We start from the raw sequence: 22,284 nt of genomic DNA, 5'->3' as shown, positions 1-22,284 counted from the left end.
TTATGTTGCCGCCTTTTGAGGAGCGCTGCCTGCTGCCTAAAATTAAAAAAATCTCCAATTTATATTTATATTCACATGTACCTCAATTTCGCCCATTTGGAATAGAAATCCGAAAAATAAATAAAATTCGGCAGACCCTGATGCTTTTGATAAGGCTCAGCATCCCCAGGGCCCCTCGGAAGGTCTGATATTCCCAAGATACTGCAGCATCCCCAGGGTCCCCCAACCCTCCCCGGGACCTCTGGGCAAGGCCTGGCACACACCCAGGGCCCCTCCCCGGGGCTCAGCCTCAATGCTCCACATTTCCCACACCCACAAAATTCAATGGTAACGTGTTTCTTTACCAATGTTGCAATATCAGGCACCTTTGCTATAATGGTTAATGAACTTTAACGAAAGGTGATGAGCGATGAAACAACATGTAATCGAAATCAATCAGGATAAATGCATCGGCTGCGGCATGTGTGTCAAGACGTGCGTTGCCCATAATATTGCCATGAAAGAGGGCAAGGCCCAAATAAAATTGGACAGCTGCATCAAGTGCGGCCAGTGTTGCGCGGTCTGTCCAAAAGAGGCGATCCATATCAGCGGCTATGATTCAAAACCCATTGCGCGAACAGAAGAAGTTCGCCTGGATCCAAAAGAAGTGTTGGACGTAATCCGCTTTCGAAGAACCATTCGGCAGTTTCAGCAGAAAGAAATTTCAAGCCATGTGGTAGAACAGATTTTGGAGGCGGGGCGGCTGACCCATACGGCGAAAAACATGCAGGACGTATCCTTTGTTGTCCTGGACCGGGAAAAAGATTCGGTGGAACAGATGGCTGTCCGCCTGTTCCGAAAGCTAAAACCCTTTGCAGACCTGGTCAGTCCTATGGCAAGGAATAATCAGATTGACGACCACTTTTTCTTCTTCCAAGCGCCCCTGGTGATTGTGGTTATGGCAAACGATAAAACCAACGGCCTACTTGCGGCGCAGAACATGGAATTTGTGGCAGAAGCCAACGGACTGGGCGTACTGCTGAGCGGTTTCTTTATATCCTGCGCCAATGCTTCCCACAAGCTTAAAAAAACGCTCAAGGCTGAAAAAGGCAAGAAAGCGGCCGCTACGTTAGTGCTGGGCTACCCGGATGTAAAATTTTACCGATCTGCCCAGCGTGAAAATCTGGATGTAAACTATATGTAAAGGATGTTAAGATGGAAAGAGAATGTGAAGAACGACTGCAAAAAATTACACTTGGCTTTCAAACGTGCAGAACTGCCTTTACTGCCCTTGGAGATGAGACAAGGCAGCTGATTCTGATGGTACTGTTAAAAAGTGACTTATCCGGTGTTCGTGTCGGCGAGATCGCGGAAAAAACCCATTTGACAAGGCCATCGGTTTCCCACCATCTGCAAATTCTCAAAGAAGCGGGAATTGTAGCGATGAGAAAAGAAGGGACGAGAAATTATTATTATATCAACCTGGACGAAACCCAATGGAAGGAGATCGTCTCATTAATCAATCTCGTTTACAAAAGCATCGGGCACAACCATGATAAGGAGGAAGCGTAAATGATTTTATATTTTTCCGGAACCGGAAACAGCGAATATGCCGCAAAGCGAATCGGCAAGGAGCTGCAGGACCAGACCCTCAATCTCTTTGAAAAACTCAGGGACCGTGATTTTTCTCAAATGGGATCAGAAAAACCGTGGGTGATCGTCGCGCCCACCTATTGCTGGCGGATCCCGCGCATTCTGCAGGAATGGCTGGAAAATACCCCGCTGACAGGAAACAAGGACATTTATTTTGTCCTCACCTGCGGTGGGAACATTGGAAACGCAGGAGCTTATACGAAAAAACTGTGCCGCACCAAAGGCATGAATGATTTGGGCTGCATCCCCATTGTCATGCCGGAGAATTATATCGCCCTCTTTCATACCCCAGGAAAGGAGGAGGCGATGGAAATTATCCGCCGGGCAGAGACGGCAATCACGGAGGCTGCACAATTGATCAAAACCAAACAGCCCTATTGCCGGCCCTCAGTCACACTCATGGACCGGTTATCCAGCGGGATCGTCAACGATCTTTATTACCCGGTCATCGTACATGCGAAAAAGTTTTATGCGACCGATGCCTGTATATCCTGCGGTGAATGCGAAACCCTCTGTCCTCTGAAAAACATCCATATGGAACAGGGGAAGCCGGTGTGGGAAGATCACTGTACCCATTGCATGGCCTGCATCTGCCGCTGTCCCAGCCAGGCTATCGAATACGGCAAAAATAGCAAAGGGCAAGTACGCTATATTTTCCCAAAAGAGCTTACTAAAAAACTTTTTTAAAAAATTTTAAAAAAGTTGTAACATTCCGCACATGAATTGCATCTTATATTATAGAAGGACAAAACAGGGGATCAATAAGATGTGTATTGTTTTAAATTAGGTGTGTGGCTTGTAAGGGAATTTGGGAATAGGTAAGTAAAGAGGCTGGTGCATATAGCGACAGTCTCTTTTATTGGAAAATCGAAGGTCGCCCGCCCCATCCCGATTCAACCCGGCCCGCCGCATTTCATCGCTGGAGCCCTGAAAAAACCTTGATCGCGATAATTTCAGCTCCATTTCACAGCAGATCAGCCCATATTCAGAGGGAAATTATCCCCCGTGAACACTTTTACAGCAGATAGCGATAAAAAACCATCGTAGATCAGAGTTGAGTGATCAATGAGCGATGATTCCGGCACAAGCTCGATTTCCAAGCCTTGAATTTAAAATCCACGCCAATCCCGACATGCCTTGCAGCCGCAATCCGCCCAAAAGCTAGAATGTTTGTTTCAATTAACAAGAACGAACATGAAAATTTATGGAAATTCACCAAAAAATCAACAAATCCCCTTGACACAAGGCTGCCAAAGCGATATAATCAAACACAATTTAATAGCACATGTAAACCGATGAAGTGGAGATAAAAACAAATCGTGCACTCACAGAGAGCCGGCGGCGGTGAGAACCCGGCAGAACGCAGCTTGTTAAATGGACCACTGAGGGCGCAGTCAAAGGCAGGCATTACAAAGAGCCGGCTGAGTATTCTGCGACGTGAAGGCATACGTCAGTTGCCGGAAATATGTTGGTATTTCGTCGAGAGCGGGAGATTTCCCGAAGCAAGGTGGCACCGCGGAACAGGAATGTATCCGTCCTTGGCAGATTATGTCTTGGACGGATTTTTTGTATTACATTACAAACCGGCTAGGCAGATGCAGACGAAAGACTAGAAAGAAGGAGTAGAGCCATGTACAAACCAACCCTAGAAGAAGCGAAAAAACTTGCGGATGATTACCGGTGCGTTCCAGTGAGCCGCCGCATCCTTTCCGACATTGCCACACCTATCCAGGTGCTGCGTATCTTAAAGTCGGTCAGCCGCCACTGCTACATGCTGGAGAGCCTGGAGGACACGGATAAATGGGGCCGCTACACCTTTCTGGGATATGATCCCAAGCTGGAGCTGACCTGTGAGAACGGCACCCTCCACATCAAATCGGGAACAGATATAACCGTAGAGAACAGCAGCCCGGACGCATACATTCGCAGGATCCTTGAAGAAAACAAGAGTCCCCGTCTGGAAGGACTGCCTACCTTCACCGGCGGGCTGGTGGGCTACTTTTCCTACGACTACATCAAATACAGCGTGCCGGCCTTAAACCTGGATGCCAGAGATGAGGAAAATTTCAAGGATGTGGATCTGATGCTTTTTGACAAGGTGATCGCCTTTGATCATCTCAAACAGGAAATTATTCTCATCGTCAACGTGCGCACCGATGGCCTGGAGGAACATTACCGCAAAGCAGAAATCGAACTGGACAATATGGTCAATCTGATCAAAAACGGCCGCCCGGCTGACATTCCGCCGCTGAGACTAAAGAGCCAGTTCAACCCCCTCTTCAGCAGGGAAGCGTACTGCCAGATGGTAGAAAAGGCTAGGAGCTATATCTATGAAGGAGACATTTTCCAAGTCGTCCTTTCCAACCGGCTGGAGGCGGAAGCAGAGGGCAGCCTGCTGGATACATACCGGATGCTGCGGACCATGAACCCATCCCCTTATATGTTTTACTTCAGCAGTGATGATATTGAAATCGCAGGGGCCTCACCAGAAACCCTGGTTAAGCTGGAGGGCGATCTGCTCCACACCTTTCCCCTGGCAGGAACCAGGCCGAGAGGCAGGACCCCGGAAGAGGACCTCCGCCTGGAAAGGGAAATGCTGTCCGATCCCAAGGAGCTGGCTGAACACAATATGCTGGTGGATCTGGGGAGAAACGACCTGGGCAAGATCAGCCGATTCGGCACAGTGGAAGTGGAAAACTACTTGTCCACTGAACGGTTTTCCCATGTGATGCATATTGGCTCCACAGTCAGAGGGAACATTCGGCCCGGCTGCACGGCCATCGATGCCGCTACTGCAGTCCTTCCCGCGGGCACTTTGTCGGGAGCGCCCAAGCTTCGGGCCTGCGAAATCATCAATGAGCTGGAGGATAACAAGAGGGGCATCTATGGAGGCGCCATCGGCTATCTGGATTTTACCGGAAACTTGGACACCTGCATCGCCATTCGCATCGCCTTTAAGAAAAACGGAAAAGTATTCGTCCGCTCCGGCGCGGGAATCGTAGCAGACAGCGTGCCGGAAACCGAATACCAGGAATGCATCAATAAAGCCAAGGCAGTCGTCAAGGCATTGGAACTATCAGAAGGAGGTCTGGACGAATGATTTTACTGATCGACAACTATGACAGCTTTTCCTATAACCTGTACCAGCTGGCAGGGTCCATCAACCCGGATATCAAAGTAATTCGAAACGATGAAATGACCATAGACCAGATCCGGCAGCTAAGGCCGGAGCGGATCATCCTCTCGCCGGGACCGGGAAGGCCGGAGGATGCAGGCGTTTGCATCGAAGCGGCATCCGCCTTTGCCGGAGACACTCCCATTCTGGGCGTCTGCCTGGGCCACCAGGCCATCTGCAAGGCTTACGGCGCTGAGGTCACTTACGCAAAAGAACTGATGCACGGCAAAGAGGACGAAATCAAAGTCAATCAAAAATCCCTTTTGTTCCAAGGGCTTCCAGCTATGATCCGGGGCGCCAGATACCACTCCCTGGCCGCGGATGCAGCGACAATTCCAGAGGAGCTTTCCGTGACAGCAGTCACCGCGGACGGTGAAATAATGGCTGTTCAGCACACCAAATATCCGGTATATGGCTTGCAGTTCCACCCGGAATCCATCCTTACGCCGGATGGAAAGACGATTTTACAGAATTTTTTAGGAGGTAAATGATAAATGATTAGAGATGCAATCGTAGATGTGGCAGCAGGAAAGGACCTGTCTTATGAGACTGCGGAAGCGGTGATGGATCAGATTATGGGCGGCCGGGCCTCCCAGATCCAGATGGCGGCATTCCTTACGGCCATGTCCATGAAAGGTGAAACCATCGATGAAATTACAGCTTCTGCGGCGGGCATGAGAAAGCACTGTATCCGCCTGCTCCACGATATGGACGTGCTGGAAATTGTGGGAACCGGAGGGGACCGGTCCAATACCTTTAACATTTCCACCACATCGGCACTGGTCGTATCCGCGGCAGGCGTACCGGTGGCAAAGCACGGAAACCGAGCGGCTTCCAGCAAGTGCGGAGCCGCTGATGTTCTGGAAGCCCTGGGGGTGGACATCACCGTTTCCCCTGAACGCAGCAGAGAGATTCTGGAGAGCATCGGCATCTGCTTTCTTTTCGCCCAGAACTACCACCTTTCCATGAAATACGTGGCTCCGGTGAGAAAAGAACTGGGGATTCGGACCATCTTCAACATCCTCGGGCCCCTCACCAATCCGGCAGGAGCCAATATGCAGCTGCTTGGCGTTTATGAAGAGGAACTGGTGGAACCCATGGCAAATGTCCTGGCCAACCTGGGGGTCAAAAACGCCATGGTCGTTTACGGGCAGGATGGATTGGATGAAATATCCATGAGCGCGCCCACCACGGTTTGCGAAGTGCGCAGCGGCAGCTACCAGTCATATGTGATCAGCCCCGAGGACTTTGGATTGAAACGGTGTAAGAAAGCGGATTTGACCGGAGGAACACCGGAAGAAAACGCCCGCATAACCAGAGAAATCCTCTCCGGCGCCGCCGGCCCCAAGGCGGACGCTGTGATACTCAATTCGGCGGCAGCCCTCTATGTGGCCGATCCAACTCTCAATATGACGCAGGCAGTGGAAAAAGCAAGGGGCATCATCAGCAGCGGCAAAGCGCTGGCTCAGTTGGATCAATTTGTTGTACTTTCTCGTGAGGTGACAGCATGATTCTGGATAAAATCGCAGAAAAGACCCGCAGAAGGATTGAAGCGGAAAAGGAGCGCATCTCGGCAGTGCAGATGAGGCAGATGGCCCTGGGCATGGATACGGGAAAAGGCAGGCCACTGGAACGGGCTTTTGCAGAGAGGGAACTTTCCTTTATCTGCGAAGTCAAAAAAGCTTCGCCGTCAAAAGGAGTGATCGCAGAGGACTTTCCATATCTTCAGATCGCAAAGGAATACGAAGAAGCGGGAGCCGCAGCCATTTCGGTTCTCACGGAACCCTATTTCTTCCAGGGCAAGGATGCCTATCTGGCCGAGATCGCGGAGCACGTTCATATACCTGTGCTGCGCAAGGATTTTGTGCTGGAACCTTATCAGATTTATCAGGCGAGGATCATCGGAGCATCGGCAGTGCTGCTGATCTGCTCCCTGCTGGACGAGAAGAAACTGAAAATGTTCGTGTCCATTGCCCAGCGGCTGGGATTATCTCCCCTCGTGGAGGCCCACACGGAAGCGGAAATCGCTATGGCCCTTGCGTCAGGCACAGAGATCATCGGCGTCAACAATCGGGATTTGGCGACCTTTGAGGTGGATATTTCCACCAGCGCCAGATTGCGGAAACTGGTGCCGGATAACCTGTTTTTCGTATCCGAGAGCGGGATCCGGAGCGGGGAAGATATAAAGCAGTTGAAAAAAGATGGAGTCAACGCTGTTCTCATCGGAGAAACGTTGATGCGAAGCCCGGACAAGAAAGCGGCGCTGGCGGAGCTGAGAGGTGAGCAGGCATGACGCGGATTAAAATATGCGGGCTGACCAGACCGGAGGATATTGATTTTGTCAACGAAGCCAAGCCGGACTACATCGGTTTTGTCTTTGCCCCAAGCAAGCGGCGAGTGGACGAGAAACAAGCCCTGGCTCTGCGGCAGCGTCTGGACCCTGGCATTGAGGCAGCAGGTGTCTTTGTGGATGCTCCCATTTCGCAGATCCTGGAACTTGGTGAAAGGAGCATTATCGATTATGTACAGCTCCACGGAAGCGAAGACCCGGCCTATATTAAAGCGCTGCGGCAGCATACTCATCTGCCCCTGATCAAGGCAGTCAGCATGAGCAAGCCTTTTGATCCAAAGCAGCTGGAAAGGTTGGATGTGGACTATCTGCTCTTTGATCAGGGCAGCGGCGGCAGCGGCAAGACCTTTGACTGGAAGCGGATTCCCAGGACAGGCAAGCCCTTTTTCCTAGCAGGGGGGCTGAACCCGGACAATCTAAGCCAGGCCATCAGAGCGGTAAAACCCTTTGCCGTCGACCTTTCCAGCGGTGTGGAAACCGGCGGCAGAAAGGACAGGGAAAAACTATTACAAGCAGTTAGGAGCGTAAGAAATGAGTAAAGGAAGATACGGCGTTCATGGGGGACAGTACATACCGGAAACCCTGATGAACGAGATTATCAATCTGGAAAAAAGTTATGAATACTATAAAAAGGACCCTGAGTTTAACCGGGAGCTGAAAGATCTGCTGAATAATTATGCAGGAAGGCCGTCCCTTTTGTATTATGCGGAAAAAATGACAAAGGATCTGGGAGGGGCCAAGATTTATCTCAAGCGGGAGGATTTGAACCATACCGGCTCTCACAAGATCAACAATGTGCTGGGGCAGGTGCTTTTGGCAAAGAAAATGGGAAAGACCAGGGTCATCGCAGAGACCGGGGCCGGCCAGCACGGAGTAGCGACCGCCACTGCGGCAGCGCTTTTAGATATGGAATGCGAAATTTTCATGGGCAAAGAGGACACGGACCGGCAGGCTTTGAACGTTTATCGAATGGAGCTTCTGGGAGCAAAGGTCCATGCGGTTACCAGCGGCACCCAGACTCTGAAAGACGCAGTCAACGAGACCATGCGGGAATGGGCCGGCCGGGTTCATGATACCCTGTACGTTCTGGGATCGGTTATGGGACCCCATCCGTTTCCCATGATAGTTAGGGATTTTCAAAGCGTCATCAGCAGAGAGGCAAAGGAGCAGATTCTGAGAGCGGAAGGAAAATTGCCTGCAGCTGTCGTAGCCTGCGTGGGCGGGGGCAGTAACGCCATGGGCATGTTTTATAATTTCATCCAAGACGAAGGGGTACGGCTGATCGGATGTGAGGCTGCCGGTCATGGGGTGGATACTGACATGAACGCTGCCACCATCGCCAATGGAGCGCCGGGTGTTTTCCACGGTATGAAATCTTATTTCTGCCAGGATGAATACGGCCAGATCGCACCCGTTTATTCCATTTCCGCGGGACTGGACTATCCGGGAATCGGGCCGGAGCACGCCCATCTTCACGATATCGGCCGGGCGCAGTACGTGCCGGTTACCGACGATGAAGCTGTGGATGCCTTTGAATACCTGGCGAGGACGGAAGGCATCATCTGCGCGGTGGAGAGCGCCCATGCGGTGGCCCATGTGCGCAAACTGGCGCCGGGGATGAGCCCGGATGAAAGCATCATGATCTGTCTTTCGGGCAGAGGAGATAAAGACGTGGCGGCGATCGCCAGATACAGGGGGGTGGATCTTCATGAGTAGAATACATACGGCATTTGAGAAGGGAAAAGCCTTTATCGGATTTGTGACAGGAGGCGATCCTTCCATTGAAAAATCGGAAGAGTTTATTTTAAAAATGGTGGAAGCGGGAGCTGATTTGATTGAAATCGGCGTGCCTTTTTCCGATCCCATCGCGGAAGGCCCGGTCATCCAGGCGGCAAACCTGAGAGCGCTGGCAGCCGGCACCACGACGGACCGTCTCTTTGAGCTGACCGCTTCTCTGCGGAAAAAGACCCAGGTTCCCATCGTTTTTCTCACCTACCTCAATCCCGTTTTCAAGTATGGTTATCAACGGTTTTTTGAACGCTGCCGCCAGTGCGGAGTGGACGGGCTGATCATCCCTGATCTGCCCTATGAGGAAAAGGACGATGTGGCGGAGCATGCGGGAGCATACGATGTTGACATCATATCTTTGATCGCCCCCACATCGGAAGACCGGATCCGGAGGATCGCAGAAGATGCGAAAGGGTTTCTTTACGTGGTATCCTCCATGGGCGTGACCGGAATGCGCAGCGAGATAAAAACCGATCTGGAATCCATGATGAAGACTGTGCGCCAGTACAGCGCCGTTCCTGCGGCTGTGGGCTTTGGCATCAATACCCCCGACCAGGCGCGCCAGATCGCCAAGCTGGCGGACGGGATCATCGTAGGCAGCGCGATTGTAAAACTGTGCCAGCAGTATGGAGAGGATGCCGCTGAGCCAATCTATGAGTATATTCACTCTATGAAAGAGGCGATTAAAGGCAAATAACGGAAAGATATCATAACGGGTGCGGACGCCGCGTATCATGCAGGTAGGAGGAAAATTTTGATACGTGCTCCATATAATATGTAGGGAAATGTATCCTGTATACAAAATCTCGTATAATGCGACAAAATGCGCACAAAAGCATGGCAACTTGATTTGTTTTGTGGTAATATAAGTCGTGTATGCGACTGAAAAAACTTTGGAAAGGAAGGTTTCAGAAATGAGTCAACAGAAAAAGCATTTGCAAAGTATCAAGGTGAGTCATGAGAAACATACTGCAGAGTGTGAAACTCAGATAATGCCCATCCCCGATACTGTGTGCATTTCCATGTCTCAGCATATTGGAGCCCCGTGCAAGCCTTTAGTGAAAAAAGGCGACTATGTAAAAGTCGGGCAGCCAATCGGCGACACAGATGCCTTTGTAAGTGCTCCTATCCACTCGAGCGTTTCGGGAACCGTTACGGGAATCGAAACGATTCGTTCCGTAGCCGGTGGAGAGGATCAAGCAATCGTAATCGAGACAGACAAAAAACAGGAGGCTTGGGAGGAGATAAAGCCCCCTTCGGTTGAAAACAGAGAGGACTTTGTTAAAGCCGTAAGAGCCAGCGGAGCAGTCGGATTAGGAGGAGCCGCTTTCCCCACGCATATTAAGTATAATCCACAGAATTTGGATGAAGTGGATACACTGATCATCAATGGTGCGGAGTGCGAGCCTTTTATCACATCTGACCATAGACTGATGCTGGAAAACAGCCAGGATATCATCGACGGCGCAGTGCTGGTCATGGAACAGCTGGGCCTGTCGAAGGGATACATAGGCATTGAAGAGAATAAACCGGATGCCATTGCGCTGCTGGACAAGATGCTGGCGGAGCAGAATCATCCTGAGATTAAAACTGTAACCCTGAGAGCCCGCTATCCGCAGGGCGCGGAGCGCGTGCTGGTATATGAAATCACGGGTAAAACCATGGATGCGGGCGTTCTGCCGGCACAGCTGGGCGTGATACTTTCAAACATAACCACCATCGCTTTTATTGGACAATACTTCAGGACCGGTATGCCCCTGATTTCCAAGCGGATTACAGTGGACGGTTCTGCTGTGGCCGAGCCGAAGAATATCCTTGCGCCCATTGGCACAAGGATTGCTGATGTCATTGAATTCTGCGGCGGATATAAGGACGAACCGAAGAAGATCCTCATGGGCGGACCGATGATGGGAAGAGCCATCTATTCCGACCGTGTACCTCTTGTAAAAAACAACAATGCCATTTTGGCGTTTGCAGGATCCCAGTCTCTGGTGCCTGAGGAAACGGGCTGTATCAACTGCGGCAAGTGCCATAAAGCATGTCCGTTCAAACTGCTGCCTACCGCATTTGCAGCGGCCTATGAAAACAGAGACGCAGAAAAACTTGATGCGCTTAAAGTCAATCAGTGTATGGAATGCGGAAGCTGCGCTTACGTATGCCCTGCCAAGAGACCGCTGGGATTCATCAATAAGCTGGGTAAGGCACTAGTAAAAGAGGAGGCGAGCAAATAATGGAAAAACAATATCATGATAATCTCATCGTATCCTCGGCGCCTCATATGGTATCACCGGTGGACACCACCAAGATCATGGGAACGGTGCTGATTGCCCTGGCGCCGGCGTTTGTTGTGGGGATTTATCAGTTTGGGTATAGAGCAGCAGTGATGACAGTAGTTTGCATCATCGCCTGTGTTGTATTTGAATGGCTGTTTAACAAAATTTTAAAAAGAAGACAGACTGTAACCGATCTCAGTGCAGCCCTGACCGGCGTGCTGATCGCATTTAATGTACCATCCACCCTTCCTTACTGGATGGCTGTCATCGGATGCTTTGTTGCAGTTGTGATTGTAAAACAGCTCTTTGGAGGAATCGGACAGAATCTGGTGAACCCGGCGGTTACGGCCAGAATCGTTCTCTTTATTTCCTTTGCCACAGAAATGACTACCTGGCCCATACCAAGAGGTGCAGGCGGCCTTGATGGAACTACGGGACCCACTCCTTTGGGGATCCTTTCCGAAGGTGGCGGACAAATGCCGTCCAACCTGGATTTGTTCCTGGGCAATGTGGGGGGATGTATCGGTGAGGTGAGCGCGCTGGCGCTGCTCATCGGCGGAATTTTCCTTATCTGGACCAAGGTCATTTCCCCGATCATTCCGGTATGCTTCTTAGGCACAGTATTTGTACTGGCGCTGATCATCCCGGGACAGGATCCGATTTTCCATCTGTGTGCGGGCGGACTGATGCTGGGTGCATTTTTCTGCGCTACAGACTACGTTACTTCGCCGATCCTGCCCATGGGAAAAGTGATCTTTGGTATCGGCTGCGGTGTGTTCACCATCTTGATCCGTGTATACGGCTCCTATCCGGAGGGCGTTTCCTTTGCCATCCTGCTGATGAATATCCTCACTCCGCATATTGACAATTTCTGCACTAAGAGAGCGTACGGAAAAGGAGGCGGCAAAAAAGATGAAAAATAACACTTTTAAAGAAAATATAGCCCCTGCTTTGGTACTGATTATTATCTGTCTTGTGGTAACAGCAGCTCTTGCAGGGACATACAGCGTTGCCAATCCGCTCATTGAGGCCAATGCACAGAAGACTGCCGACGAGGCTCGCGCCAAGGTATTGCCGGACGGTGACAGCTTTACCGAATATGAAGGAAAGCTGGTTGGTGGCGTGACAGAGTGCTATATGGCGGATAATAAATCCGGTATGGCGGTTACAGCGACCTACAAAAGTTTTGGCGGAACATTAACTTCAATGGTAGGCATTGACAAGGACGGAAAAGTCACCGGCGTGACCGTTACCGAACACGCAGATACACCGGGTCTGGGTACAAAAGCGATGGAGGCCGATTATCTGAAAGAACAGTACAGCGGACTCGATACGGCTGGCCAGGACAATATTAAAAACGACAAAGGTGTAGACCAGATCGTAGGCGCTACGATTTCTTCCAACGCAGTTTACCAGTGCGTTAGTGAAGCTCTGCAGCAGTTTAAAGAATGCGGAGGTGTGAAATAATGAATAAATTAGGTGTATTGACAAAGGGCATTCTCAAAGAAAATCCGGTACTGGTACAGCTGCTGGGCCTCTGCCCCACACTGGCTGTTACCACCAGCGCTATCAATGGCCTGGGCATGGGCGTTTCGGCCATGGCGGTACTGATATGCTCCAATATCGTAATTTCCATATTGAAGAAAGTTATTCCGGGGAAGGTGCGTATCCCGTGTTACATTGTTGTAATTGCTGGATTCGTAACCATCGTTCAGCTGATGCTTAAGGCGTACCTGCCGGCCCTGGACAAATCTCTGGGACTGTTCATCCCGCTGATCGTAGTTAACTGCATCATCTTGGGAAGAGCAGAAATGTTTGCAAGCAAGAATACCATTGCGGACTCGGCGCTGGACGGGCTGGGCATGGGTATTGGATTCACCCTGGCTCTGGGTGTCATGGGTCTTGTCAGAGAGATCCTGGGAAGCGGTACGGCTTTTGGTATTACGCTGACTGCGAATCTGATTACCCCGATGGGAATTTTTATGCTGGCTCCTGGCGGCTTCTTCGTATTTGCGATCCTGGTCGCAGTGATCAACTGGGCTTCCAACGGAAAAGCAATCAAGAAGAAGGAAATTGGCTGCGACTGCTGTCCGATGTCTGACTCGTGCGGCGGCAGCTGTGACGAAAAGGAGGCTAGAGCATAATGAAAGAAATAATTGTAATTATGATGACGGTTATCTTGGTGGATAACTTCGTATTATCCCAGTTCCTGGGTATCTGCCCCTTCCTGGGAGTCTCCAAGAAAATGGACTCTGCTACCGGTATGGGCCTGGCCGTTACCTTTGTAATGGTGCTGGCTACTGCCGCAACTTGGCCGATCCAGAGATTCCTTTTGGACACTTATAATATCGGATACCTGCAGACAGTCGTATTCATTCTGGTCATTGCCTCGCTGGTACAGCTGGTAGAAATGACGCTGAAGAAATATATGCCGCCTCTTTACAAGTCGCTGGGCGTATTTCTTCCCCTGATCACCACCAACTGCGCAGTGCTGGGCGTTACCATCATGAATATCGATGATGAGCTTACTTATGTACAGTCCCTGTTCAACGCAGCGGGTGCCGGAATCGGCTTCCTGCTGGCAATGGTTCTGTTCGCTGGTCTGCGGGGAAAACTGGAAGATTGCAAATTGGTCCCTGTTTCATTTCAGGGAATTCCGATCACGCTGATTACTGCGTCCATCCTGTCCCTGTCCTTTATGGGATTTTCGGGCGTAGTAGAAGGCCTGTTTGCGTAAGGAGGGGTGAGAGATGAGTATATTAATACCTGTAGGTATCGTAGTAGTCATTGGACTTATCGCCGGTATCATTCTTACCATTGCATCAAAGGTCATGTATGTACCAGTAGATCAATTGGTTATCCAGGTCCGTGATCAGCTGCCGGGCGCTAACTGCGGTGCCTGCGGATTCAACGGATGTGATGACTATGCGGCTGCGCTGGCAGAGGACAAAGGCGAAACGATAAGTACATCGGCCTGTCCGGTAGGCGGTTCGGATTTGGCTCAAAAACTGGCATCGGTACTGGGTGTAGAAGCAGGAACTGCTGAACCGCAGGTGGCTGTCGTTATGTGCGGCGGAAACGCGGAAGTCGCCAAGACCATCATGAAGCAGGAAAATATTTATACCTGCAAGGGTGCAAATCAGCTTTACGGCGGACAGTGGGCCTGTACCTCCGGGTGCCTGGGCCTGGGAGACTGTTCCGTTGTCTGCGACTTTGACGCCATTCATGTAGTCGATGGACTCGCTCATGTTGATCGAAATAAATGTGTCGGCTGCGGAAAGTGCGAAAAGGTGTGTCCAAAGCATATTATCCAGATTCGCAACAAAAAGAATCTGGTGTATGTGGCCTGTCATTCCAACAGTCCGGGAGCACAGACCAGAAAACGCTGCATGGTTGGATGTATCGGCTGTATGAAGTGCCAGAAGGCATGTAAGTTCGACGCCATATACGTGGAAAACAACCTGGCAAGGGTAGACTTTGATAAATGTAAGAACTGCGGACTTTGCGAGAAAGAATGTCCGACCGGCGCCATTATTAATTTAAGACCCAAGAAAAAGGCTGCGCCGAAGAAGGCGGAAGAAAAAGCAGAAGCAGCCAACAGCTGATCTGTAGAAGACCGTTTTTAACAATCAGGACTTTTGCCGCCAGGCGAGGTTCACGAGAAAGTAAATAGACTTGAAGAAGAAGGGGCGCCGCATTGGATGAGGATTCGATGCGAGCAGCCCCTTTTTTCATGAAGGTTGATAAAATGAGCAAATTAGGATAAAATAAAATATACTTTATTTTATCCTAAAAGGAGGGCGCGCGATGAACTATATTGAACGCACATTGGAAAGAAAATTTTTGCACATGAGTTCCTTTTTCAAGGCCGTGCTGGTGACGGGCGCCCGGCAGGTCGGCAAGACGACGATGTTAAAGCATCTGGCTGAAGGGCAGAGCAGAACTTATGTTTCAATGGATAACCCGATGGCCCGGACCCTGGCCCAAACGGATCCGGTGCTGTTTTTCCAAACTTATAAGCCGCCCATTATCATCGACGAGGTACAGAAGGCGCCTCAGCTCTTTGAGCAAATCAAAATCATATGCGATGAGAGCGAGGAGAAGGGTCTCTTTTGGCTGACCGGTTCCCAGCAGTTTAACATGATGAGAAATGTCAGAGAAACGTTGGCCGGGAGAATCGGCATTCTGGAGCTTTATGGTCTGTCCAAGAACGAGATCGAGGGGATTAAGTTTTCGGACGATTTGGACTTCTCGCTGCCTTGCCTGCTGGAGAGGCAAAAGCAGGTTAAGAAAAACGATATCGTCGACGTGTTTGAGCATATTTGGCGCGGCGGCATGCCGCAAGTGGTTGATGCGGACGCGGAGCAGAGGCAGGAATACTATAATTCTTATGTGGATACCTACCTGATGCGGGATGTCGCAGAGGCGGGCGGTATCACTGATACTGTGCGTTTTGGCAAGTTTTTGACCGCCTGCGCCGCACTGACTGCTGAGCAGATTAACTACAAGACGCTGGCTGAAGCCGCCGAAATATCCCAGCCTACGGCAAGGGAATGGGTGCGGGTGCTCCATGGACTGGGTGTCATTTATCTTTTACAGCCTTTTTCCAATAACCAGCTGAAGCGGCTCACCAAAGCGCCTAAGCTGTATTTCTGTGATACCGGTCTTTGCGCCTGTATATCCATGTGGCTCACGCGGGATACTTTAATGACCGGCGCAGTCAGCGGACACTACTTTGAAAATTATGTGGTGATGGAACTGGTCAAACACTATGCCTATGCCAAATCCAAGGCAAATCTGAACTACTACCGGGATTCCAACGCCAAAGAGATCGATGTATTTGTTGAGGAAAACAATTTGATTCATCCCCTTGAGATCAAGAAGTCGGCAAATCCGGACCGGCGGGAAGTGAAAAAGTATGCGCTGGTGGATAAGACCAGCCTGGAGAGGGGATGCGGCGGCATTATCTGCATGTGCCAGGAGGTCATACCCATAGACGATAAAAACTGTTTCATACCCTGCAGCCTGATTTAGAGGTCTGACGGGATTGTGGGCAAAGAAAAACGACGTGCCGGATCGAGAGCGGCTGGGCGTCGTTTGCTTTTGCTTTATGGTGGGGACGACTGAACTCGAATCAGTGACCTCCTGCTTGTCGAGCAGGCGCTCTAACCAGCTGAGCTACGCCCCCGTAAATGTGGTGCCGGCGGGTTGGACCGCTGCATCCATCAACATAACCATTTTACCAAATGGCGGGTTCGCCGTCAATGAAGATTTTTGATGGGAAGGCCGGAATGGGAAAGCTTTTTTAAAATCAAATGGGTGAGGATTCCGATCAACACGCCGCTGGCCATCCCGGAAAAAAGCAGCACCGGAAAATAAACAAAGAGCTTAATCGTGGAAACGAGAAAAGCTGCAGTTAAGAGCTGGCCTAAGTTGTGGGCAACGCCCCCGGCCATGCTGATACCGATGGTGGAAAAGAGGCCGGTCTTTTTTAGAAGGACCATCACCGCCAGGCTCAAGAGTCCCCCGGCCAGGGAGTAGAGGGCACCGAAAAGCCCGTTGAACAAGAGGCCCGCCATGAGAATGCGCAGCACATTGATTATCAGCGTATAGCCGGTTCCCAGCAGATAGAGGGAGACCAGGATCACCAGATTGGCGATGCCCAGTTTGATGCCTGGAATGCCCACGCTGAAGGGGATGAGGGCTTCAATGTAGGAAAAGATCAGCGCCAGCGCCGCCATCATTGAGGACAGGGCGACTTTGTATGCAGTTGTCTGTCTGTTTTTCTTGGCCATAATATGAATCTTCCTGTCTATCGTGAAATTGCGTCGTATTCCTGGTTGTCGCCTTCTATCTCAATGACGATTTTGTTGGGCAGGCATACGATGCTTTGTGATGTTTTGGCGATTTTTCCCTGATGGACGCAGTCCTGCCCCTTACAATCGGAAAAGGTCATTGAAACCGCACCGTCTTTTATGGTAATCTTATTAATATGGTCATTCTGGTCAATGGTGATCGTTCGGTTCTCAGACAGGCTGTAATTGGCATATTCATCGCCGTTTACTGAGATGCGGACCATTTGTCCGGTTTCTTCTCCGGTGGTGAGCGCATAAGAACAGCCCAGACCGAACACAATCAAAAGGAGGGCCAGGATAACGTCTGCTTTTCGAATCATGTTAACTCCTTGGAGGTATTGATCTATATGAAGTTTATCAAAAAAAGTTTGCTGCTCGTTGTTTGCATGTGTATCATTATAACACAAACCGGCTGCGGAAGCGAAGAACCTGTTTCTGAAAATCAGTTCCGCCTGGATACCATTTGTACGATCACCATTTACGATCTGAAAAAATCCCAGGCGCAGGATGCGCTGGATAAAGCCTTTGCCTGCATAAAGGATTATGAGAACATGCTCAGCAAGACGGTAGAGGGCAGTGATGTATATAAAATTAACCATGCAGGGGGAAAGCCGGTGGCGGTCCATGGGGAGACTATGGAGGTAATCCAAAAAGGGATCGAGTACGGAAAGCTTTCCCAAGGCATGTTCGATATCACCATCGGCGCGGTTTCCGACCTTTGGGACTTTACAGGAAACAACCCGCGGGTGCCGGATGAAGAGCAGCTGAAAAAGGCTGTGAAAACGGTGGATTATCGAAAGGTAAAGGTTGAGGGAGATACGGCAGCCTTGACAGATAAGGACGCCCGTCTGGACTTGGGCGGTATCGCCAAGGGTTATATTGCTGATCGGGTTACGGAGGTTTTAGAAAAAGCCGGAGTAAAAAAGGCGATCATCGATCTTGGGGGAAACATCGTTACCATCGGATCAAAGGGAGAAGGCAAGCCGTGGAAGATCGGGATCGAGCGGCCTTATTCGGACCGGAGCGAAATCCTGGGAGCCGTAGAAATGGTGGATGCAACGATCGTCACCTCCGGCGTCTATGAACGGTATTTTGAGGCCGGGGGCAAGCTGTACCATCACGTGCTCAATCCCAAAACCGGCTATCCCATTGAAAACAATCTGGATGCGGTCACCATAAAAGCCGGCAAGGGCCAGTCGGTGGACTGCGATATTTTGGGCACCGTCTGTCTCATGCTGGGTATGGAAAAAAGCAGGGAATTGCTGGCGGGCATGGATGGAATTCAGGCCGCATTTATCGATAAGAATGACAAGGTGACGGAGATAAATGGTATGAAAGTCATGCCGGAAAAATAAGGAGGAAGAATGGTCAAGTTTCAAACAATAAAAGGGTTTTTCTACAGAAACCGTTATATTTTCCTGGCATTTTTCGTGCCTTTTCTGCTGATGCTGCTGGCTTTCATAGGGATGGATTTTTTTCCTTTCGGAGAGAACCAGTCGGCGGTGATCGACATGTATCATCAGTATTTTCCCTTTATCTATGAACTGCACGAAAAGCTGCAGAGCGGCGGCAGCTTGCTTTACAGCTGGAACGGGGGACTGGGCACCAACTTTCTGACCCTGCTTTCCTACTATGCTGCAAGCCCTCTTTATTTCCTCACTGTCTTTGTTCCTGACGCCTATATGATGGAAGCGGTGACGCTGATCATTCTCATTAAGGTCGGGCTGGCAGGGGCCTTTATGGCAATTTACCTGAGAGGCATGCACCAGAGAAGCGATTTTTCCACTGCAGCCTTTGCGGCGCTGTATGCGCTGTGCGCCTATGTTATAGGTTACTACTGGTGCCTCATGTGGCTGGATGTGGTGGCTCTGCTGCCGTTGTGCATTCTGGGACTGAACCGCCTCATTGACCGGGGGGAATTCAAGCTGTATACCATTTCGCTGGCGGCTATGATGCTGACCAATTATTATATAGGCGGCATGGTTTGTATTTTCATCCTGTTTTATTACCCGATCCTTTATTTTTCCAGGACCAACAAGCGGGGGATCGCAGGCTGCGCACGGATCACGGGCAAGGCGGTTCTTTGTTCTGCCGTCGGTATCATGATCTCCGGGATCACGCTGCTGCCGACTTTTCTCAATATGCAGAACACCTATTATATCGATTCCCAGATGCCGACCGATTCCACCTTTTACAGCCCCTTGATGGATGTGATCACCAATCTTCTTCCCAATACCCAGCTTACGGTGCGGGAGGGGCTTCCCAATATCTATTGCGGCCTGATCACTGTGATGATGTTTGTTTTTTTCCTTTTAGCAAAGCGTATTCCTGTTCGAAAAAAATTTCTTAACTGCCTATTCCTGGCCTTTCTGATCTTGAGCCTGAACTGGAATAAGCTGGATTTCATGTGGCATGGATTCCATTTTCCTAACCAGCTGCCTTTCCGTTACTCGTTTGTGGTATCTTTTTTACTGATCGCGCTGGCTTATGAGGCATTCATCCATTTTCGGGAGATTTCCCTGGTTCAGATCGCGGGGGTGACTGCGGGATTTTTGGGATATGTGATTCTGGTACAGAAAATTTTTAAAGACGATTTTTCGCAGGAATTTGTGTATGTGTGCCTGTTCCTGCTCTTTGTATATGCGGGATTTTTGGCTGTTTACAGAACGGGGAAGTTTGATCATACTTTGATGTGCTTTATATTGCTGGTGATCGTCGGTGGGGAACTGATGAATCATACAGCCATTGGAGTGGAGAAGGTCAGCTATACCAACCGGGCCGAATATTTTGCGGAAAGCGGTGACGTACGGACGCTGACAAGGGAAACCAGAGAAAGGGATGATGGTTTTTATCGCATGGAGGTAGCCAATCCGATCATTCTCAACTCTCCGATGCTTTACAGCTATCCCGGGGTATCTATGTTTTCTTCCACGGTCAATGGGGATGTTTCCTATTTGATGGAGCATATTGGTCTTGAGGCAAAGGATGTGAAGAATCGATATAACTATGTGATGACGACTCCGGTAGCTAATGCCATGCTCAATGTGAAGTATTTGATCGGCAGAGGTGTTCCTATCGAAGGGGAAAGCTCTCTATCGCTGGCTGGTGGAAAGGAAACGACTACGCTTTATGAAAATAAGTACGACCTTTCTGTCGGATATATGGTTAATTCGGCAGCTGCTTACAGCTGGGACTTTAACCAGGAAAATCCGTTCCACGTTCTCAATGACTTTGTAAAAACCGCGACAGGAACGGACGCCGGCATTTTCCATTCTGTCGGCGAACCCCAAATGACAGGCAGCGGCGTGTCGCTGGGCTCCTATGAAAACGGGCGGATCGGCTGTACGGTTGGCAGCGGGGAAACGAATCCGTCCGCCAAGCTGACCTTTACCTCACCTCAGGAACAGCAGGTGTATGTTTATATCGAAGTGGACGGAGCCGAAACGATCACTGCGAAAAGGGAGAGCGGTAATCAAATCGATTTGCGGGAAGATTGCGGAGCAGTAGTAAGTGTGGGCATGTGCCAAGCCGGAGAAACAGTCGACATTGACATTCAGTTTGAAGAAGGCCAGACAGGCGGCGCCATTACCGCATTTGTCTATGGAATGGATACAAAGTCTTGGGAACAGGCTTACAATCTGTTGGATGATGAGATTCTTAATGTTTCAAAGCACAGCGACACGTCGATCGAAGGAACCATTGATGTGAAAGAAAACGGTTATTTTGTCACATCGATTCCCTATGAAAAGGGCTGGACCATTGAAGTGGATGGGGAAGAACGATCCGCAGAAACCTTGGGCGGCGCGTTCTTAGCCATTCCCCTGGAGGCGGGACATCATCAAATCCGTATGACCTACCTGCCCGACGGGTTGATCCCTGGGATTCTGCTCAGCTTGTGCGGTATCGGCATTTTGATTGCACTTTGCTTTATCCGCAGAAAAACGGCAGGCTCAGGGCTTGGGGCCTCGAAGCAGGAGGAAAAGGCGGACAACCTGCCTGCCCTGCCTGCGGCGCCAATTGCAGGTAAGGCGGCAAGGCGCAGGCGGCGGCTGACTCCTCTCAGGTGCAGGCGGTTTTTGTAGGGGGCTTTAAAACGACCAGGCAGCAGATCGGGGAAAATTTCTGCGAAACTTCGCATTATTTACGCAAAGTAGTGGGTTTGCGGGGCCTGAGATGGAGAAGCGGCCGGGCTGGCTGCTGAAAGTTCAATTCGAGAGGCCGCAGCCGTTGGAAACTGCGTAAACTTTGCAAAAAAATTCACTTTTTTCCCCGAAAGCCTCATTCCTCTTTACGCATCCCTTCTCCCAATACACCCCTTTTCCCATTCAACAATTTTCGACATTGCTCTCAGCAGCGCCATTATCCCAACCCATTAGCCCCATGGAGCAGTTTTCAAGACAAATAAACGTTAAATAAATATCAATCGCTTTTGCGTAGTAAAGCAAAAGCGAATCGATTTCTAATTGAAATTTTAGGAATGTAAACGGTTTCAACTTCCGATATGACCTAGAAATCTGGATAAAATAAGGAAAATAAAGCAAGATAATACCGAAATTAGCCTAGACAAACCGCAAATATGACGGTAAAATGAAAAGCGTGAGAAGAAAAAGGATTAAGAAAAATGGATAAAGTTGAGTAAAGAAAAAACGTTAAACTAATAACAACGAATGGAAAATACTCACAAAAAGCACACTCATTTCAAACAACTCTATTTAGGGAGGAAATTATGGACAATATGGACAATAAGGAATTATATCAAAAAATTGATGAAATTATTGATGCCCACGCAAGTGAAAAGCCGATCGTTGCGATCTTGCAGGATATCCAGGAAGAATATCGATATCTGCCGCGGGAAGCTTTCGACTATCTGGCGCAAAAGCTGGGAGTCAGTCTCGCCAAGATCTACAGCATAGCCACATTCTACGAAAACTTCTCACTTTCACCCAAGGGAAAATACGTAATCAAAATTTGTGACGGTACAGCTTGTCACGTTCGGAAATCAATTCCGATCCTCGACGCTCTCAGGAAAGAACTAGGCCTTTCAAGCGAAAAAAACACCACGGACGATCTCATGTACACCGTTGAGACCGTCTCCTGTCTTGGAGCCTGCGGTCTGGCACCGGTTCTGACAGTAAACGATAAGGTATATCCGGCAATGACTCCGGAGAAGGCAGTCGACCTTCTTGCGGAATTAAAGTAGGAGGGAGCGTA

Annotated in this window: 22 protein-coding genes and 1 tRNA gene; 20 read left to right on the top strand and 3 right to left on the bottom strand. The window is 49.8% G+C overall.

What is annotated here, in order from left to right:
- The first annotated feature begins 409 nt into the window (after positions 1-409).
- The 17 genes from LG211_RS06055 (at position 410) to LG211_RS05975 (ending at position 16,252) form a co-directional block, all read left to right on the top strand.
- Positions 410-1,183, top strand: a complete 774-nt coding sequence (locus LG211_RS06055; RefSeq protein ID WP_269477168.1) for a nitroreductase family protein — start codon at positions 410-412, stop codon at positions 1,181-1,183.
- Positions 1,184-1,194: 11 nt separating this feature from the next.
- Entirely contained in the window at positions 1,195-1,551 is a 357-nt protein-coding gene (locus LG211_RS06050; protein ID WP_148398554.1) for an ArsR/SmtB family transcription factor, read from the top strand.
- Entirely contained in the window at positions 1,552-2,319 is a 768-nt protein-coding gene (locus tag LG211_RS06045; protein WP_148398556.1) for an EFR1 family ferrodoxin, read from the top strand.
- 943 nt (positions 2,320-3,262) lie between these two features.
- Positions 3,263-4,732: an anthranilate synthase component I gene (trpE, locus tag LG211_RS06040; protein ID WP_269477167.1), complete on the top strand. Its 1,470-nt coding sequence runs from the start codon at positions 3,263-3,265 to the stop codon at positions 4,730-4,732.
- Entirely contained in the window at positions 4,729-5,298 is a 570-nt protein-coding gene (locus LG211_RS06035) for an anthranilate synthase component II (RefSeq protein ID WP_148395981.1), read from the top strand. The genes trpE and LG211_RS06035 overlap by 4 nt, the downstream gene beginning before the upstream one ends.
- 3 nt (positions 5,299-5,301) lie before the next feature.
- Complete coding sequence (trpD, locus tag LG211_RS06030) at positions 5,302-6,318, top strand: anthranilate phosphoribosyltransferase (protein WP_253020495.1); 1,017 nt, start codon at positions 5,302-5,304, stop codon at positions 6,316-6,318.
- Positions 6,315-7,100 (top strand): indole-3-glycerol phosphate synthase TrpC, encoded by a 786-nt coding sequence (trpC, locus tag LG211_RS06025; protein ID WP_269477166.1) that lies wholly within the window; start codon positions 6,315-6,317, stop codon positions 7,098-7,100. The genes trpD and trpC overlap by 4 nt, the downstream gene beginning before the upstream one ends.
- Positions 7,097-7,696 (top strand): phosphoribosylanthranilate isomerase, encoded by a 600-nt coding sequence (locus tag LG211_RS06020; RefSeq protein WP_269477165.1) that lies wholly within the window; start codon positions 7,097-7,099, stop codon positions 7,694-7,696. The genes trpC and LG211_RS06020 overlap by 4 nt, the downstream gene beginning before the upstream one ends.
- The gene (trpB, locus tag LG211_RS06015) at positions 7,689-8,873 is read left to right on the top strand and encodes a tryptophan synthase subunit beta (RefSeq protein ID WP_269477164.1); all 1,185 of its coding nucleotides are present in this window, start codon (positions 7,689-7,691) and stop codon (positions 8,871-8,873) included. The genes LG211_RS06020 and trpB overlap by 8 nt, the downstream gene beginning before the upstream one ends.
- Positions 8,866-9,642 carry a tryptophan synthase subunit alpha gene (gene trpA, locus LG211_RS06010; protein WP_269477163.1) on the top strand — a complete coding sequence of 259 codons (777 nt, stop codon included), beginning with the start codon at positions 8,866-8,868 and terminating at the stop codon, positions 9,640-9,642. The genes trpB and trpA overlap by 8 nt, the downstream gene beginning before the upstream one ends.
- 217 nt (positions 9,643-9,859) lie before the next feature.
- Positions 9,860-11,176 (top strand): electron transport complex subunit RsxC, encoded by a 1,317-nt coding sequence (gene rsxC, locus LG211_RS06005; protein ID WP_269477162.1) that lies wholly within the window; start codon positions 9,860-9,862, stop codon positions 11,174-11,176.
- A complete protein-coding gene (locus LG211_RS06000; RefSeq protein ID WP_148395988.1) occupies positions 11,176-12,141 on the top strand; it encodes an RnfABCDGE type electron transport complex subunit D in 966 nt (321 codons plus the stop codon). The genes rsxC and LG211_RS06000 overlap by 1 nt, the downstream gene beginning before the upstream one ends.
- Entirely contained in the window at positions 12,131-12,685 is a 555-nt protein-coding gene (locus tag LG211_RS05995; protein ID WP_148395989.1) for an FMN-binding protein, read from the top strand. The genes LG211_RS06000 and LG211_RS05995 overlap by 11 nt, the downstream gene beginning before the upstream one ends.
- Entirely contained in the window at positions 12,685-13,362 is a 678-nt protein-coding gene (gene rsxE / locus LG211_RS05990; protein WP_269477161.1) for an electron transport complex subunit RsxE, read from the top strand. The genes LG211_RS05995 and rsxE overlap by 1 nt, the downstream gene beginning before the upstream one ends.
- Positions 13,362-13,955 carry an electron transport complex protein RnfA gene (locus LG211_RS05985; protein WP_148395991.1) on the top strand — a complete coding sequence of 198 codons (594 nt, stop codon included), beginning with the start codon at positions 13,362-13,364 and terminating at the stop codon, positions 13,953-13,955. The genes rsxE and LG211_RS05985 overlap by 1 nt, the downstream gene beginning before the upstream one ends.
- 13 nt (positions 13,956-13,968) lie before the next feature.
- Complete coding sequence (locus tag LG211_RS05980) at positions 13,969-14,823, top strand: RnfABCDGE type electron transport complex subunit B (RefSeq protein ID WP_253020491.1); 855 nt, start codon at positions 13,969-13,971, stop codon at positions 14,821-14,823.
- A 202-nt stretch (positions 14,824-15,025) separates the two neighbouring features.
- The gene (locus LG211_RS05975) at positions 15,026-16,252 is read left to right on the top strand and encodes an ATP-binding protein (protein WP_269477160.1); all 1,227 of its coding nucleotides are present in this window, start codon (positions 15,026-15,028) and stop codon (positions 16,250-16,252) included.
- A 77-nt stretch (positions 16,253-16,329) separates the two neighbouring features.
- Here the strand turns inward: LG211_RS05975 and LG211_RS05970 are convergent.
- The 3 genes from LG211_RS05970 to LG211_RS05960 form a co-directional block, all read right to left on the bottom strand.
- Positions 16,330-16,406 (bottom strand) — tRNA-Val (locus tag LG211_RS05970).
- A 73-nt stretch (positions 16,407-16,479) separates the two neighbouring features.
- Positions 16,480-17,013, bottom strand: coding sequence for a Gx transporter family protein (locus LG211_RS05965; protein ID WP_148395994.1), 534 nt, complete (start codon positions 17,011-17,013; stop codon positions 16,480-16,482).
- Positions 17,014-17,030: 17 nt separating this feature from the next.
- Positions 17,031-17,393 carry a NusG domain II-containing protein gene (locus LG211_RS05960; protein WP_269477159.1) on the bottom strand — a complete coding sequence of 121 codons (363 nt, stop codon included), beginning with the start codon at positions 17,391-17,393 and terminating at the stop codon, positions 17,031-17,033.
- A gap of 27 nt (positions 17,394-17,420) precedes the next feature.
- Between LG211_RS05960 and LG211_RS05955 the strand changes: the two genes are divergently transcribed.
- From LG211_RS05955 to LG211_RS05945, 3 genes are all read left to right on the top strand, one after another.
- On the top strand, positions 17,421-18,428 hold the full coding sequence (locus tag LG211_RS05955; RefSeq protein WP_269477158.1) for an FAD:protein FMN transferase: 1,008 nt from the start codon (positions 17,421-17,423) through the stop codon (positions 18,426-18,428).
- Positions 18,429-18,437: 9 nt separating this feature from the next.
- Positions 18,438-21,155, top strand: coding sequence for a YfhO family protein (locus LG211_RS05950; protein ID WP_269477157.1), 2,718 nt, complete (start codon positions 18,438-18,440; stop codon positions 21,153-21,155).
- A gap of 644 nt (positions 21,156-21,799) precedes the next feature.
- Positions 21,800-22,273 carry an NADH-quinone oxidoreductase subunit NuoE family protein gene (locus LG211_RS05945; RefSeq protein ID WP_465250780.1) on the top strand — a complete coding sequence of 158 codons (474 nt, stop codon included), beginning with the start codon at positions 21,800-21,802 and terminating at the stop codon, positions 22,271-22,273.
- Positions 22,274-22,284 lie beyond the last annotated feature (11 nt).

The sequence above is a fragment of the Hominibacterium faecale genome (genome assembly GCF_020734085.1).
GTDB lineage: Bacteria > Bacillota > Clostridia > Peptostreptococcales > Anaerovoracaceae > Hominibacterium > Hominibacterium faecale.
Note: the sequence above shows the minus strand (reverse complement) of the source record. Positions and strands in the feature narration are given on the sequence as shown.

What these genes read in the sequence shown, in the direction of transcription:
- LG211_RS05965 (WP_148395994.1), bottom strand. Translation starts at nt 17,013, where the DNA reads ATGGCCAAGAAAAACAGACAGACAACTGCATACAAAGTCGCCCTGTCC.
- LG211_RS05955 (WP_269477158.1), top strand. Translation starts at nt 17,421, where the DNA reads ATGAAGTTTATCAAAAAAAGTTTGCTGCTCGTTGTTTGCATGTGTATC.
- LG211_RS06045 (WP_148398556.1), top strand. Translation starts at nt 1,552, where the DNA reads ATGATTTTATATTTTTCCGGAACCGGAAACAGCGAATATGCCGCAAAG.
- LG211_RS06050 (WP_148398554.1), top strand. Translation starts at nt 1,195, where the DNA reads ATGGAAAGAGAATGTGAAGAACGACTGCAAAAAATTACACTTGGCTTT.
- LG211_RS06035 (WP_148395981.1), top strand. Translation starts at nt 4,729, where the DNA reads ATGATTTTACTGATCGACAACTATGACAGCTTTTCCTATAACCTGTAC.
- LG211_RS05985 (WP_148395991.1), top strand. Translation starts at nt 13,362, where the DNA reads ATGAAAGAAATAATTGTAATTATGATGACGGTTATCTTGGTGGATAAC.
- LG211_RS06020 (WP_269477165.1), top strand. Translation starts at nt 7,097, where the DNA reads ATGACGCGGATTAAAATATGCGGGCTGACCAGACCGGAGGATATTGAT.
- LG211_RS06055 (WP_269477168.1), top strand. Translation starts at nt 410, where the DNA reads ATGAAACAACATGTAATCGAAATCAATCAGGATAAATGCATCGGCTGC.
- LG211_RS06000 (WP_148395988.1), top strand. Translation starts at nt 11,176, where the DNA reads ATGGAAAAACAATATCATGATAATCTCATCGTATCCTCGGCGCCTCAT.
- rsxE (WP_269477161.1), top strand. Translation starts at nt 12,685, where the DNA reads ATGAATAAATTAGGTGTATTGACAAAGGGCATTCTCAAAGAAAATCCG.
- LG211_RS05975 (WP_269477160.1), top strand. Translation starts at nt 15,026, where the DNA reads ATGAACTATATTGAACGCACATTGGAAAGAAAATTTTTGCACATGAGT.
- LG211_RS05995 (WP_148395989.1), top strand. Translation starts at nt 12,131, where the DNA reads ATGAAAAATAACACTTTTAAAGAAAATATAGCCCCTGCTTTGGTACTG.
- trpB (WP_269477164.1), top strand. Translation starts at nt 7,689, where the DNA reads ATGAGTAAAGGAAGATACGGCGTTCATGGGGGACAGTACATACCGGAA.
- LG211_RS05980 (WP_253020491.1), top strand. Translation starts at nt 13,969, where the DNA reads ATGAGTATATTAATACCTGTAGGTATCGTAGTAGTCATTGGACTTATC.
- rsxC (WP_269477162.1), top strand. Translation starts at nt 9,860, where the DNA reads ATGAGTCAACAGAAAAAGCATTTGCAAAGTATCAAGGTGAGTCATGAG.
- LG211_RS05950 (WP_269477157.1), top strand. Translation starts at nt 18,438, where the DNA reads ATGGTCAAGTTTCAAACAATAAAAGGGTTTTTCTACAGAAACCGTTAT.
- LG211_RS05960 (WP_269477159.1), bottom strand. Translation starts at nt 17,393, where the DNA reads ATGATTCGAAAAGCAGACGTTATCCTGGCCCTCCTTTTGATTGTGTTC.
- trpD (WP_253020495.1), top strand. Translation starts at nt 5,302, where the DNA reads ATGATTAGAGATGCAATCGTAGATGTGGCAGCAGGAAAGGACCTGTCT.
- trpA (WP_269477163.1), top strand. Translation starts at nt 8,866, where the DNA reads ATGAGTAGAATACATACGGCATTTGAGAAGGGAAAAGCCTTTATCGGA.
- trpC (WP_269477166.1), top strand. Translation starts at nt 6,315, where the DNA reads ATGATTCTGGATAAAATCGCAGAAAAGACCCGCAGAAGGATTGAAGCG.
- LG211_RS05945 (WP_465250780.1), top strand. Translation starts at nt 21,800, where the DNA reads ATGGACAATATGGACAATAAGGAATTATATCAAAAAATTGATGAAATT.
- trpE (WP_269477167.1), top strand. Translation starts at nt 3,263, where the DNA reads ATGTACAAACCAACCCTAGAAGAAGCGAAAAAACTTGCGGATGATTAC.